12 protein-coding genes and 1 pseudogene are annotated in these 14,000 nt (G+C 60.0%); 11 read left to right on the top strand and 2 right to left on the bottom strand.

What is annotated here, in order from left to right; all coding sequences use genetic code 11:
* Together AC1RDS_RS20525 and AC1RDS_RS20520 are read right to left on the bottom strand one after the other, a co-directional pair.
* The coding region (locus AC1RDS_RS20525; protein WP_492227306.1) for an ATP-binding protein at positions 1 to 262 on the bottom strand (262 nt) is incomplete at its 3' end.
* A gap of 278 nt (positions 263 to 540) precedes the next feature.
* Positions 541 to 1,461, bottom strand: coding sequence for a LysR substrate-binding domain-containing protein (locus tag AC1RDS_RS20520; RefSeq protein ID WP_348682708.1), 921 nt, complete (start codon positions 1,459 to 1,461; stop codon positions 541 to 543).
* A 165-nt stretch (positions 1,462 to 1,626) separates the two neighbouring features.
* Here AC1RDS_RS20520 and AC1RDS_RS20515 point away from each other — a divergent pair, with 165 nt between their 5' ends.
* From AC1RDS_RS20515 to AC1RDS_RS20465, 11 genes and pseudogenes are all read left to right on the top strand, one after another.
* Positions 1,627 to 1,812 (top strand): hypothetical protein, encoded by a 186-nt coding sequence (locus AC1RDS_RS20515; protein WP_492227305.1) that lies wholly within the window; start codon positions 1,627 to 1,629, stop codon positions 1,810 to 1,812.
* 2 nt (positions 1,813 to 1,814) lie between these two features.
* The gene (locus AC1RDS_RS20510; protein ID WP_348682706.1) at positions 1,815 to 2,975 is read left to right on the top strand and encodes an NAD(P)/FAD-dependent oxidoreductase; all 1,161 of its coding nucleotides are present in this window, start codon (positions 1,815 to 1,817) and stop codon (positions 2,973 to 2,975) included.
* The gene (locus tag AC1RDS_RS20505; protein WP_338071810.1) at positions 2,899 to 3,219 is read left to right on the top strand and encodes a (2Fe-2S)-binding protein; all 321 of its coding nucleotides are present in this window, start codon (positions 2,899 to 2,901) and stop codon (positions 3,217 to 3,219) included. The genes AC1RDS_RS20510 and AC1RDS_RS20505 overlap by 77 nt, the downstream gene beginning before the upstream one ends.
* The gene (locus AC1RDS_RS20500; RefSeq protein WP_348682704.1) at positions 3,216 to 4,613 is read left to right on the top strand and encodes an FAD-dependent oxidoreductase; all 1,398 of its coding nucleotides are present in this window, start codon (positions 3,216 to 3,218) and stop codon (positions 4,611 to 4,613) included. Before AC1RDS_RS20505 ends, AC1RDS_RS20500 begins: the two co-directional genes overlap by 4 nt.
* A gap of 113 nt (positions 4,614 to 4,726) precedes the next feature.
* Positions 4,727 to 5,710 (top strand): Bug family tripartite tricarboxylate transporter substrate binding protein, encoded by a 984-nt coding sequence (locus AC1RDS_RS20495; protein WP_142083228.1) that lies wholly within the window; start codon positions 4,727 to 4,729, stop codon positions 5,708 to 5,710.
* Positions 5,711 to 5,842: 132 nt separating this feature from the next.
* A complete protein-coding gene (locus tag AC1RDS_RS20490; RefSeq protein ID WP_348682703.1) occupies positions 5,843 to 6,949 on the top strand; it encodes an NAD/NADP octopine/nopaline dehydrogenase family protein in 1,107 nt (368 codons plus the stop codon).
* A gap of 21 nt (positions 6,950 to 6,970) precedes the next feature.
* Positions 6,971 to 7,858 (top strand): LysR family transcriptional regulator, encoded by an 888-nt coding sequence (locus tag AC1RDS_RS20485; RefSeq protein WP_066690539.1) that lies wholly within the window; start codon positions 6,971 to 6,973, stop codon positions 7,856 to 7,858.
* Positions 7,859 to 8,050: 192 nt separating this feature from the next.
* A complete protein-coding gene (locus tag AC1RDS_RS20480; protein WP_348682702.1) occupies positions 8,051 to 9,028 on the top strand; it encodes a Bug family tripartite tricarboxylate transporter substrate binding protein in 978 nt (325 codons plus the stop codon).
* 561 nt (positions 9,029 to 9,589) lie between these two features.
* Entirely contained in the window at positions 9,590 to 11,629 is a 2,040-nt protein-coding gene (locus AC1RDS_RS20475; RefSeq protein WP_348682701.1) for a hydantoinase/oxoprolinase family protein, read from the top strand.
* A 3-nt stretch (positions 11,630 to 11,632) separates the two neighbouring features.
* Positions 11,633 to 13,603 carry a hydantoinase B/oxoprolinase family protein gene (locus AC1RDS_RS20470; RefSeq protein WP_226463382.1) on the top strand — a complete coding sequence of 657 codons (1,971 nt, stop codon included), beginning with the start codon at positions 11,633 to 11,635 and terminating at the stop codon, positions 13,601 to 13,603.
* Positions 13,604 to 13,659: 56 nt separating this feature from the next.
* Positions 13,660 to 13,896: pseudogene (locus AC1RDS_RS20465) on the top strand (serine dehydratase beta chain); the annotation flags it as partial.
* Positions 13,897 to 14,000: the final 104 nt, after the last annotated feature.

Below are 14,000 nucleotides of genomic sequence, written 5' to 3'. Positions count from 1 at the left end.
ACTGCTCGATGAGCTTTTTGTCCACGGGCGAGCATTCGAAGTCGAAGCCCGCCAGGTCGCGGTGCACGGGGAACTTCGCCGTGTGCATCTGGTAGCTCACTGAGCGCATGGCCCTGTCCGTGACTTCCGCTTGCAGCAGGTGCTCCAGCAGCCAGCGCGAGCTCTCCAGCGTGGCGTGGCCGCCTTGCTTGACCAGGTCCTCCCAGGCCCCGGCCATGCCGTACAGGCGCAGCTCTTTGAACTCCTTGTCCAGCTCACGCATGATCGGCCTCCTGCATGTCGCTGCCAGCGCGCAGGCTGTCATAGCGCGCCGTGTCGGCCAGGGGCTGCGCTTGCAGGCGGCCGAGCACGTTGATGACGTGCTCGGTGCTCACCCGCCCCGATGGCGGCGCACTCTCCCGCCTGTAAATCGGTATGTCTTCGCAATGAACGTTGTGCAGCGGTACGCGCTGTAGTCAACCAGAGAAAGCACCTGAAGACCGGACGGCCAAGCCGCTCTCAGCAAGCTGGAAATCACGCAATTGCACGAAGTGCGGCTCGTCAACCTCGGACGATCAGATGCGTGGGCACAATCTTGCGGATCTCACGCCGCGCGTGGTCGATGAAAGGCTTGAGAACCAGGGTCGAGGAGTTTCTCGGTGAGATGACCATCGAGTAATCGGTCACGATGTCTGGCTTGAAGGGGATGAACCTGACCTGGTCACCGGTGTAGCCAGTGGCCGTCAGCGGATCGATGATGGAAATTCCTGCGCCCGCTTCGACTAATCGGATCACGACTGACGAGATTTGCGTTTCGACATTGATCCTTCTGTTCACGCCGTAGGAAAGCATCAAGGAGTCGATCTTCATGCGTGTCTCCATCAGCGGCGCCATGGAGATGAAGCTTTCTCCCTCGAAATCTTCCGGGTTCAGGACCTTGCGGGTCGCCAGTCGATGCCCGACAGGAATCACTCCAACCATCTTGGCCGAAACAAGGGTCTCACTATTGCCATGCCTCGTCGCATGAACGGGCACCATGGCGAATCCCAGATTGCAGCGTCCGCTCTGGACCATATCCAGAACGGTTGAAGAGCTATGCATGTGCATTGTGATCAAGGTCTCTGGACGCTCCAGGCTGAAGCTGGCGATGGCGCGTGGCAGGAAGGACAAGGCCATGTTGGGGGCCGCGGCGATCTCCAGGTGGCCCAGCTTCAGTGCCTTGATGCCGCTTGCCGCATTCGCGATCCGCTCGATCCCCATCAACGACTGATTGACGTCGGCAAAAAGCAGTGTGGCCTCTGGCGTTGGAGCGAGGCGTCCCTTGTCTCGGGTAAACAGCGCAATCGCGATGCGCTGCTCCAGGTCGGCAATCAGGCGGGTGACGACGGGTTGAGTCACCCCAAGCATCTCGGCGGCACCGGTGACGGTCCTGCGCACCATGACCGCCCGAAAAGCCTCCAAGTGGCGCAGCGTGATTTTCATGCTCATAGTATTTAGACATGGTTTTATTGCAAGATGCTATTTTAATGACATTTTAAAGAAAAAAAGTTCAATAAAAACAATGATTTAGCATCGAAACAAAGAGGTATTGCATAAAAACATTGACTATGGTTTTTACCCTGGCGACCTGAGGTGATCTTGCTTACGATGAAGGCTGTCTTGAAGCAAACAACAGACGGTTCGCAGCCATCGCAACTCACCTCTCGGTCAATGAACCCTCATTTCCATTCACCCCAGGCGATCCACTTGACGGCGCTGCTGAACCCTGGTGGTTCTGGCAATGCGGGGGCCGCGCGCAGCCTGCGCATCGACCCGAAGAAGAAAGGTCTTTGAACATGCAGCGTGAATACGACGTGATCGTTGCGGGCGCCGGAATCGTGGGCGCCGCGATTGCATACGGCCTGGCCGGGTACGACAAGCGGGTCTTGATGCTCGATGGTGCCGACACTGACTACCGGGCGGCAAAGGCCAACTTCGGCTTGGTATGGGTCCAAGGAAAGGGTTACCGCTACCCCGAGTACCACCGGCTGTCGGCGGCGGCGGCTGATGCATGGCCGGAGTTTGCTGCGGGACTGGAGGCAGAGACGGGAATTTCACTGGACTACCAAACCGGCGCCGGTCTGAAGTTCTGCCTGAGCGACGACGAGTTGTCTGCTCGCGCCAAGATGCTGGATGCTTGGGAAGCTGAGACGCCAGAACTGGCCCCCTCCGTGCGGATTCTTGATCGCAGCGAACTGGCGCGTCGTTACCCCACCATGCGACTCGGCCCTGACGTCGTGGGCGCGAGCCTGGGGGAGCAGGACGGTCAGGCGAACCCGCTTCGACTCCTGGCTGCACTCCAAGCCGCCTTCCAGCGCCGGGGCGGCATGGTGCGCAACGGGCACCCTGTGACCTCGATCAAGCACTTGGCAGGCGGCGGCTTTGAGGTTAAGACCAGTGAGCAAACGGCCCGAGCCGAACGTGTAGTGATCGCTGCCGGCCTTGGGTCGGTGGCGCTCGGGAGAATGATCGGACTGGACGTCCCCTTGCATCCCGAGCGAGGACAGATTCTCGTGACCGAGCGCCTGGCGCCTGTCCTGCCTATACCCGCAAGCGGGCTGCGTCAAACCGGCGAGGGCACAGTGATGATCGGCGTGACTCAGGAGGACGTGGGGTATGACCTGAGTACCACTTCCGCCGCAGCTGTGAGGATGACCCGAAAAGCACTTCGCATCCTCCCTGAATTGGGCAAAGCGCGCCTGGTGCGTCAATGGTCGTGCCTGCGAGTGATGACGCCGGATGGGTACCCCGTCTATGCCAGCTCCCCGATGTACCCAGGCGCGGAGATCGCAACTTGCCACTCTGGGGTGACGCTCGCTTCATTCCACGCTGGCCCCTACGCGCAGGCATTGGCCAGCGGCCGTCATCTCCAGACTCTCAATGCCTTTCCTCTCGAGCGATTCAATGTTTCGAAAAATCAGTCCCCCCAGCACACCACCGCTGACGCTCACCATTGATGGGAAGTCAGTCACTGCCGAGCGCGGTGAAACGGTGGCATCCGTGATGATGCGTCAGGCGAACCCCAGCTGCCGCCACACGCCCGTTCACGGCAGTTCGCGTGCACCGTTTTGCATGATGGGCGTGTGCTTCGACTGCCTGGCAATCGTCGACGGTGCGTCGTCAACTCAGACCTGCCTGGTCCCGGTCGCCGAAGGCATGTGCGTTGAGCGTCAACTCGGCCGGCCGAAGGTGGCGTCATGAGATCCTTTGATGCGGTGGTGGTGGGCGCGGGCCCGGCCGGAATGAGCGCAGCGATTGGGCTGCGGGCTCATGGCCTTTCCGTTCTGGTCGTCGACGAGCAGCCAGCGCCTGGCGGACAGATCTGGCGTGCTGTAGAGGCGGTGGCACCAACGACTACTGGCGCCCTGTTGGGCGAGGAGTACCTTGCCGGTGCCGATCTCGCCTCGCGTTTTCGATCCTGTGGTGCGAGCTATGAGCCTGAGACCAGGGTTTGGCAGGTCGAGTCCGAATGGAAGGTCTACATGACCCGCAGGGGTCAGGCGGAATTGGTGGAAACTGGCCATGTGATCTTGACCATGGGCGCGCAGGAGCGACCCGCGCCATTCCCGGGCTGGACTTTGCCTGGTGTCATGACCGTCGGATCGGCCCAGATTCTGCTCAAGACATCGCGACAAATCCCCTCGGAGCCCGTATGGGTCGTTGGCAGCGGGCCGCTACCCCTGCTATACATGGCTCAATTGATCCGAGCTGGAGGCAAGATCGCCGGGTGGTTGGATACGTCGCCCGCTGGCGGCTGGCGCCGTGCGTTGCCTTGGATCGGTGCGGCCATGGCCAGCTCCAAGGACCTCCTCAAGGGGTTGGCCTGGATGAGGGAACTTCAAGCCGCCGGAGTCAAACGCGTGCGCGGTGTCACGGCTGTTCGCGCCCTGGGCCAGGATCGTTTGCAGGAGATTGAATACATCCAGGCCAATGGCAAGACCATGCGCGTGCCGGCCAGCTTGCTTCTGTCCCATGAAGGCGTCGTGCCTTCGATTCACATGACGCAGGCGCTCGGGTGTGGCCACGAATGGAGCTCGCAGCAGGCGTGTCTGGCGCCGGTTCTCGACGAATGGGGGCAAACCGACAAGCCAGGCATTTACGTGGCAGGCGACGGCGCTGGGATTGGCGGCGCCTATGCCGCCTGTGTACGCGGGGAGCTAGTGGCACTTGGAGTGGCTAAGCGAGCTGGCCGCCTGTCGAGCGAGGCAGCGTCGGTGCAAGCGGCGCCCCTTCGCGAAAAACTGAAGAAGTTGTTGCGGCTGCGCCCCATGCTGGACGCCCTGTACCCGCCGCGCGCAAACATCGCGACGCCAACCGACGACACCGTCGTCTGCCGGTGCGAGGAGCTGACTGCCGGCGACATTCGCAAAGCCGCTGCCATCGGTCAGCCCGGTCCGAACCAGCTTAAGGCATATACCCGTGCGGGCATGGGGCCCTGCCAAGGCCGTCAGTGCGGCTACACCATCGCGCACATCCTTGCCCAGGAGCAAGGCCGAACGGTCGCCGATGTGGGTTTTTATCGCATCCGGCCGCCGCTCAAGCCGGTGACGCTTGCGGAACTGGCAACGTTGAACATCGACGAGCAGGAAGCATGAACACGGCAAACCATGTAGTCATCTCAGTGAGGGCCTGCTGCACAGGCCCAAGGCGCCAGGGCTGTAACAAGACAAGAGGGGCTTGTCCCTCACCATTCGTAAAGGAAAAATTTATGCGACTGAATATCTCGACCATTGGACGTAAGAACATCTTGCTGGCACTGTGCTTTGCTGGGGCGCTCCAGGCGGCACACGCGGAGTACCCTGAAAAGCCCGTCCGCTGGATCATCCCGGGGGCCGCGGGCGGCGCGGCCGATGCCACCGCCCGCATCATTGCCAATGCGGTGAGCGCGCGCTGGGGACAGCCGATCGTCATCGATAACCGTCCGGGGGCCACCGGCACGATCGCCAATGACGCAACGGCGAAAGCCAAACCGGACGGGTACACCTTGGGTCAAGCGACCATGTCGACCTACGTGATGTCCAACCATGTGCTTCCCCGCCTTCCCTACAAACCCGCAGAAGATTTCACCAACATCGCCAAGTTGTGCACCAGCCCCTACCTCCTGGGCGTGACGCAGAGCCTGCCGGTGAACTCGGTGTCCGAGTTGGTCGCCCACGCCAAGGCCCGGCCCACCGAGTTGAACTATGGCTCCTCTGGTAACGGATCTGCACTGCATGTGGCGACGGAGCTTTTCCGCTCGAGCGCAGGCATCAAGATCACCCATGTGCCCTACAAAAGCGTTCCGGCTTCAGAGATGGACCTGATTGGCGGCCAGATCCAGATGATGATCGGCAACTTCGCCACGATGGCCACCCATGTGCAGTCCGGCAAGGTCCGTGCGCTCGCCATCACCGGCCCCAAGCGCTCGCCCCTGTTGCCCAATGTGCCGACGATGGCCGAAGCCGGAATCCCTGCCGCCGAGCTCACGACCTGGATTGGCGTGATGGCACCCGCGAAGCTGCCGCCTGCCATTGCCAAGAAGATCCATGAGGAGTTCACCGCTGCGGTGAAGGACCCGAAGGTCATCAAGCAGCTTGCCGATATCGGGTGCGATGTCGACCCGACGACTATGGAAAACTTCGACCGTCTGGTCCAGTCGGAAAACGCGCGCTGGGGCGCCGTTGTCCGTCAAAACAACATCACCGCAGACTGATACAGGCAAGTCGGGGGACCCATGGTCTCCCGCTGCCGTTGTTTTCATCCGGGACACGGCACACGGCGCTGGCTCGGGATTTTCTTGTGGCGCTCGGTGGGCGAATCCCTATAAGCCGAAAGGGCTGAGCGTATGCGAAACGAAGATGGAAGAAAAGTGAACCGGATCAAAGTCGGAATTGTGGGTGCCGGGAGCATCGGCTTGGCGAGCGCGGCCTGGGCCGCCCAGCGCGGTCATGGGGTTTCGGTGTGGGCACCTAGCGGCAGCGCAAATGCGCTGCGAGACGAGCCGTTGAGCGCAATGGGTGCATTGGAAGCGACGCTTGCCGTGGGGGCCACCGATAGCGCGCAGACGCTGGCGGCACAGTCCGACGTTATCCTGATTGCTGTCCCACTCAATGCCCATAAGGCAGTGATGGACGCACTTTTGCCGAATCTACGGTCCGGGCAGCTGGTGATTGTCAGTTCCATGGGATCGTTGTCATCGCTGTACCTGTATGAGCGCGCGGTCGCGCGTGGAATTGCCCTTTGTGTTGCGAGCTTCGGCACGACCGCCCTCACGGCGCGGCGCAAGGGGCCGGCTCAGGTGAACATCATGACTCGGCGCAGCCAGGTTGCGATCTCCTGTCTGCCACAGACGGCCGCCCCTCAGGCGCTCGCTGCTTGTGAAGCGCTGTTTGGCGACGGGTTCAACGTGGAAGAAGACCCGCTTGTCTCCAGCCTTGCGAATACCAGCGCTATCACACACGTGCCGCTCGCATTGTTCAATTGGACGAGGATTGAGCGAGCAGAAAACTGGCCCCAGTATCACTACATGACGCCTCGCGTGTCCTGCGCCATTGAGGCCATCGACTCTGAACGCCTGGCCGTTGCCGGTGCATTCGGTATCGAGGTGCGCAGCGTCAAGCAACACTTCTCGCAATCGTTCAAGACCGAAGGGGATCGTCTAGAGGACATCGCCGCCGAACTGCACAAGAAGCGTGGCGGACCGCCCGGGCCCACCCAGATTGATACCCGATACCTGTCGGAAGATGTGCCATATGGGCTCGTATTCCTCATGGCACTTGGCCGTGTGGCCAACGTCGAGATGCCTTACACACAGGCCATGATCAGCATGGCAGAACTGATCGTTGGAGAGGATTTTCTTGCGGGTAATGATTTGATCGATCATCTGGGACTCGCATCCTCGTCCGTCGAAAGACTCCTGTCTCGTGTGAGAGTCTCTGGCGTCGTAATTTGAACTCATTGTCGGGGCAATGCCGTGGCACTCAAGTTGAGACAAATCGAGGCGTTCCGCTCCGTCATGCGCGAGGGCAGCATGGTGCGCGCCAGTTCGGCGATGGCGATCACGCAACCCGCTATAAGCTACCTGATCAGTGGTCTCGAAAAAGAGGTGGGGTTCGAGCTTTTCAGTCGACGCGGTGGCAAGCTGACCCCTACGCCGGAGGCTCTGCAACTCATGGCAGAGGTCAACAGGCTCTACGACGGTCTGGACGGTATCAAGGCCGCCGCGCAACAGATCGCCAACCATGAGCGGGCTACTGTCCGCGTGCTCCTCACACAGGCCCTTGCGAGCGGCCGCATCATGAATGCGATCGGGCAATTTGCAGTCGCGCATCCGGGACTGAAACTGGATGTCGATGTGGACCATCGGCTGACCATCATGCATCGGATCAGCTCTGCCCAAGCGGATCTGGGCATTCTTTCGTTGCCACCGGAAATGGACGGGGCTATTGCGACGAAGCTATTTGACAGCGAGCTCCTGTGTGTCGCGTCCGCGCCTGGCTTCCTTCATGGTGGAGTGAATGTCTCGCCCGCTGACATTGATGGCATACCTGTCGTCGGGATCAAGCCTGGTGGTGTGATCCGGCCGATGGTCGCAAACTGGTTTGCGGCGGCGGGCGTCAGTCCAAAGTTCGTGATTGAGGTCGGTGATGCGGGGGCAGCCATCGAGCTGGTGCGTGCTGGCCTGGGTGTAACGATCGTCACCAGCATCAGCTTACCTGAACATCAGCGAGAAGGTCTGATTTCACTACCTCTTGATCCCATACAAAAATTTGAAATCGGAGTCATTGTTCCGTTGATGCAGCACCCGAATCGAGCGGCGCAAGCCCTTGTCGAATCCCTTCGGGTCAGCCTAAAAAACTAGCCAGTGCCGGCAGATAGGGCCGCCCTATCAAAGGGACTTATAGACCGATCTGATCATTTGATGGGCTTATTTCACTGCTTCGAAAGACAATCGATTCGGCTTACAAGTCCACTGAAATTACCCCAAAACAGCAGTCAATTGCGGCATGAAGGGTGGCATCAGCGGGGTGTCCAAAATGAATCGGAGAAATGAATGAATCGGTATCTCAAAAATCTTCTGGGAATTTGTATAGCTGTTGGCGCCGCCTTTAGCGCACATGCGCAATGGCCGGATCGCGCCATCAAGATCGTGGTGCCTTACCCAGCAGCAAACTCCTCAGACGTTGCAGCTCGACTGATCGGTGAAAAACTGGCAGCGCAGCTTGGTCAACCGGTGATCGTCGAAAACCGTGCGGGTGCAAGCGGGACACTCGGCACCGGCTATGCGGCCAAACAGCCTGCAGACGGTTACAACCTGGCCATAGGTGCGCCCGGCCCCCTCAGTGTTGGTCCCTGGACAACCGTGAGGCCCCTCCCGTATGACCCGATAAACGATTTCGTGGTGGTCGGCGCTATCGCGTGGGCGCCGCAGGTGCTCGTCGCGAAAAAGGACCTGCCTGTCAAGAACTTCCAGGAGTTTCTGGCCTACGCCAAGAAGCCCGGCGCCACACTGAGTTACGGCTCATCCGGCGTGGGAACAGTGCCGCAACTCATCGTGGCCCAAATGCTGAAGCAGACGGGTATCAAGGCCGAACATGTGCCCTACCGAGGCGGTGCGCCGGCAATCACTGATCTGCGAGGCGGCGTCATCGACTTCATGTCGGACACCGTGCCCGTGGTGAGAGGCATGATTGCCGAAGGCACGATCAAGGCGTTGGGTGTGAGTACAGCGGAACGGATTCCATCGCTTCCGGACGTTCCGACTCTCCAGGAGCAAGGCGTCAAAGACTTCAACCTGCAGGGCTACATCTTGTTGGTGGTGCCTGCCAAGACACCGGACCAGATCGTCTTCCGCCTGAGGAATGCGATGGACTCTATCGTCAAAGAGTCAGATGTGCGCAAGCGTCTGCTTGAGTTGGGGCTGACCCCGATGGAGTTGCCTCGGGAGCGCTTTGCCACTTTCCTCCAGAACGAGTCGGTCCGTTGGAAGGCTGCAGTTGATGCCGCAGGTGCGGCAAAGACCATGGAGTGATTGTTTGTGCAGTGAAGCCGGAAGTGCTCATGGCATTCACGGCTGATCACGCAGCCTGAGTCTACTTGCAGGTTCCTGGAGACGTCGGGGCAAATGCCGCCGATGGCTCCAGACGGCCAAGCGAATACCTCCGGCCCACCTTGCAGCGTCAAACTGCACGCAGATGCCCAGTCACATGCGCGTGCCAATCTCCTACGCTGATCCGCGCTGGGCGTAGGTGCCGCAACCTCATCTCCTTTGCGCAGCCAATGCAAGCAGGTTGTCTGCTTACGCATCTATCCCGCAGTGAGAGGTCGTCATGCAAATAAATGTGACTTATTGGCTGGCATTGAACATTGATTTGCTTGATGGGGTTGTCACAGGAAAAATCGGACCCGCTTGATTGATCGGCGTGAATCGCGCTCCTTACTGGGAGAACCACATCAACACGACCGATTCATGAGCATGCGCTGTGGCAGCAATAGATCTTCAGGTGCCGGTATATCAACGGCCCGGCAAGGATCCCTTGCGTAGCCTGGCGTTAGAGCTTCTGCACTGAGAAACGACTAAAGGATTTTTACAATGATTCGCATCGGCGTTGACATAGGCGGCACCTTCACAGACTTCTGTGGGTGGCGAGAAGGCAGTGGCACTGAAGTCATCAGCTTGAAGGTTCCCTCTACGCCTCCGGCTTTCGAGGAGGGCTTTCGCCAGGGCTTCGAGTTGTTGCTGGAGCGATTGGGACCTCAGGACGGCGAGCCAGCGGTCGTCATGCACGGCACGACCGTGAGCACGAATGCCGTGATCGAGCGCAAGGGGCCGAAAGTCGCTTTCTTCGTGACCAACGGCTACCGCGACCTGCTGGAGCTCCAGCGAATGGGGGTTCGCAATCCCCTGAACATCTTTGAGACGCGGACCAAGCCACTGGTGGAACGCGCGATGGTCTTTGAGGTAGACGAGCGGCTTTTGCACGGGGGGACGGTTCGAACCCCAATTCGTCAAGAGGCGATTCAGGAACTGGTCAAGCAGGCCAAGGATGCAGGCGCGAACGGTTACGCGGTTGCACTGCTTCACAGCTACGCCAATCCAGCGCACGAACGGGCTGTCGAAGAAGCCATTCGCACCGTGGTGGGTGCCGATGCGGAAGTCAGTCTTTCCAGCGAAATCTGGCCGCGTGTCGGTGAGTATGAGCGGGCGATCGTGAGCGTGCTCAACGCGTTTGTGCGAAAGCGCATGAACGAATACATCGGCGCCGTTGAGCGGTATGTTAAGAGCCGGCTGCCGGGTTCACAGTTGTTTGTCACGCGCTCCAACGGCGGCGCCATGGCGGCCGCTGAAGCGCGGCGCTTCCCGGTGCACACGCTGCTTTCCGGTCCGGCCTCTGGCGTCACCGCCGTCCAATATCTAGCTCGAGCGGCTGGTGAGCGCAACATCCTCACGATGGACATGGGCGGTACGAGTACCGATATCTCGCTGCTGCGAGATGGCCAGGCCATGACATCGAATGCCGCCGAGGTCGGCGACTTCCCTGTCGTGATGCCGGTCACGGGCATCGAGGCCATCGGTGCGGGCGGAGGATCCATCGCCATGATCGATGATGGTGTGCTGCGGATTGGGCCGCAAAGCGCGGGTTCGTATCCGGGGCCAGCCTGCTTTTCTCGCGGCGGAACGGCTCCCACGCTGACCGACGCCTACCTGCTGGCCGGATATCTTCCTGAAGCTCTCCTGGGCGGGAAGATGAAGCTTGATCGAACTGCCTCTGAGCGTGCGATGGCTCCCATCGCCAGCGGGCTGAAGTCTGATGTATTCGGCGCGGCCGATATGTGCGTGGCGGTAGCGAGTTCAAACATGGTGGCTGGCGTGCTTCCCTACCTGGCGCGCCAGGGGGTCGACCCCGAAGACCTGACACTGCTCGTGTACGGTGGTGGTGGCGGCATTCACGGCCCCCTCCTTGCCGCTGAACTTGGCATCAATCGCGTGCTTGTGCCCACAAGCCCTTCAACATTCTGCGCATTCGGCGGGCTTGTCTCTGAACTCAGTCACGACGTGATGGAAACGGTGCATGGGCAACGTGTGGATGGGACCGCACTCGCCGAAAAGTACAAAGCACTTCGCCAGGAGGCAGGTGAATGGCTGTCCCGGCAGGCACCGTCTGAGCGCTTGGTATCGACCGGCTTCGAGTGCTGGGCCGAGATGCGCTACACCGGCCAGTCCTTCCAGGTCGATGTGCGCTTGCCGGATTCTGCGGTCGAGTCTGCAGACCTCAGCGCAATGCATGCGATCTTCCATAAGGAGCACGAGCGCATTTACAACCACTGCGATCCCGAAGCGCCAGTTGAATTTGTCGACCTGCGCGTCCGGATCCGGGGTGCCATGTCGATACCAGAGCCCGCTGCACCATCTTCATCGACGGTCGGGGACGCATTCAAGGGCTCGCGGTCGATGCGTTTCCAGGGAGAGATTTTTCCTGAGGCGCGTGTCTTTGAGAGATCTCGCCTCACCCATTCCGACGAAGTGCCCGGTCCCGCCGTGATCGAGCAATCTGACGCCACCCTCGTAGTGCCACCCGGCTTTGTGGCCCGCGTGGGCGCCTACGGCACCATTCTCATGACCCGGAGTTGACCCATGGACGCAGTTCGTACCGCCATTATGAGCAATCGCTTCAACGCGATTGTTGAAGAAGCGTCTGCAGCGGTGTACCGCACCGCTCATACAACGTTCGTCAAGCTTGTCCAGGACTACCAGTGCGCAGTCGCGACAGTCGATGGCGACATGTTTGCCTATCCCATGCTCTCGGGCGTGAATGTCTTTGTCGGCTCACCTCTGAAGCCGACCCTTGACGCCATTGGGCGAGAAAACCTGAAGCCGGGTGACATCGTGATCACCAATGACCCGTTCACGACGGACGGCCTGGTTACGCACCTCATGGACATCACGCTGCTTTATCCGATCTTTCGGGATGATCGGTTGATTGCCATTGGCTGGGCCTTCGTGCACGCGTCGGATATCGGTGGAGCCGTACCGGGCAGCATTTCTCCCGCCTTCACTGAAGTATTCCAGGAGGGGCTCAGACTCAGGCCCGTCAAGCTCTATGAGGGCGGCGTGCTCAACACCACGGTCAAGGCGATTCTTGCCGACAACAGTCGCATCCCCGGCGAAGTGTGGGGAGACATCCAGGCCATGATCTCCGGCCTCAAGAGCATTGACCGTCGAGTCAATGAGTTGTGTGGCCGATATGGCGGTCAAGCCGTTGAGCAGGCGATGCAGGATGTCATTACCTACGCGGAATCCAAGGCTCGCACCGCCATTGCATCCATCCCGGACGGCGTCTACGACTTCTCCGACTACCTGGAGGGAATCAATGACCGCCAGATTGCTTTCTTCTCGGCGCGGATGACCGTAAGCAAGGGAGAGATCCACCTCGATTTCTCCGGGACGGACCCGCAACTTCCGGCTGCGTACAACCTGGTGAGCGGCGCATCAACGCACCCCTATGTTGTTCAATGCCTCTACGCGTTCATCCTGACGATGGATCCGTTAACGCCACGCAACGCCGGAATCCTGCGTGCCATCCATTCGTACACGCCGCGCGGTACAGTGTTGAATGCCGTATTCCCTGCATCCGGCGGATCCCGCGCGGCATCTGCAACGCGTGCCTACGACGTTCTCCTGGGTTGCATCAACCAGGCTCTGCCGGAGGGACTCGCTGCCGCCGACTCGGGCAATGCGGGCGTGATTGTCGTCGCAGCCCCAGATCCGCGCACCGGCCGTGATCGCGTGAACGTCATCAACACGATTCATGGCGGTGGCGGAGCGCGTCGCAGTCGCGACGGCGTCGATGGAACGGCAGTTCGGTACTCGCAGCGCAGCGTTCCTGTGGAAATCATTGAGGTTGAGACCGCGATGATCATGCGGGCCATTCGGATCGTTCCCGACAGTCGGCGTGCGGGTCGCTATGTCAGCGGCGCCGCCCTCCAGATGGAGATTGAAAATACCGCCCACCGCGCAGTCATGACTGTGCGCAACATGAATCGCTTTGTCTTTTCGGCCTGGGGCTTCAGGGGCGGAGAACACGGCGTCAAAGGCACTGCGGTCCTGAACCCAGGCCGTCCTGATGAACGTTCCATCGGCAAGATCTCCGTGCTCGAACTCAATCGAGGTGATGTGATCCAGATCACAAGCCCGACGGGCGGTGGATTCGGTGACCCGATGGAACGAGACCTTGCTGCGATTGCCAGCGAAATCCGCAACGGGATGCTGTCAACCGAACGGGCCAGTCAGGTCTACGCGGTTGTTTTTGATGAGCATGGCCAGATCGACGAGGTGGCGACTGCCGCCAGGCGACGGGAGAGAACCAGTGCGGACACTCCGGAATTCACTTTCTGCGTTGAGCGCTTGCGGCAAGACCAGGTCTGGCCCCAAGACATGAGGCGTCAACTTGCGGCCATGGCCCTGACCTACGATCAGCGTATCCGCAGCCAGCTGGTAGGAACAGTCCACCATCGCATGATGAACGATGGGCATCAGGTCGATACAAAGATCATCCAGCAGATGGTTGACGACGAGGCGGCGAACATGACAGGTGTTCGGCTCTAGTCCGTGTAGATCCGACGGGATCGGTCGTCAGCAGTCATTCAAGTCTTGGAATCAAAGTGGCAGTCAGTGTTCTTGAAATTTTCAAAGTAGGTATTGGTCCCTCCAGTTCACATACGGTGGGGCCGATGCGCGCGGCACGCATGTTCACCCTTGCTCTGGCCGAGCAGGGAGTTATGACTTCGGTCACGCGCGTCCTTTCCGAGATGTTCGGATCGCTGGGTGCCACTGGTAAGGGCCATGGCACTGACTCGGCGGTGTTGCTCGGGCTTTCGGGTCACGAGCCCGATACCGTGTTGGCGCCGATTCAAAATTGAGCCACCGGGGGTGCGGATAAAAACTTGGACTGGTTTTATGCCGCAAGTCCAAGGCTCACCCGGTATTCGATCGGGCTGAGGGC

The organism is Acidovorax sp. GW823-FHT02H02, from assembly GCF_058797075.1.
The sequence above is the reverse complement of the archived record's forward strand: the minus strand, read 5'-3'. Positions and strand labels throughout refer to the sequence as shown.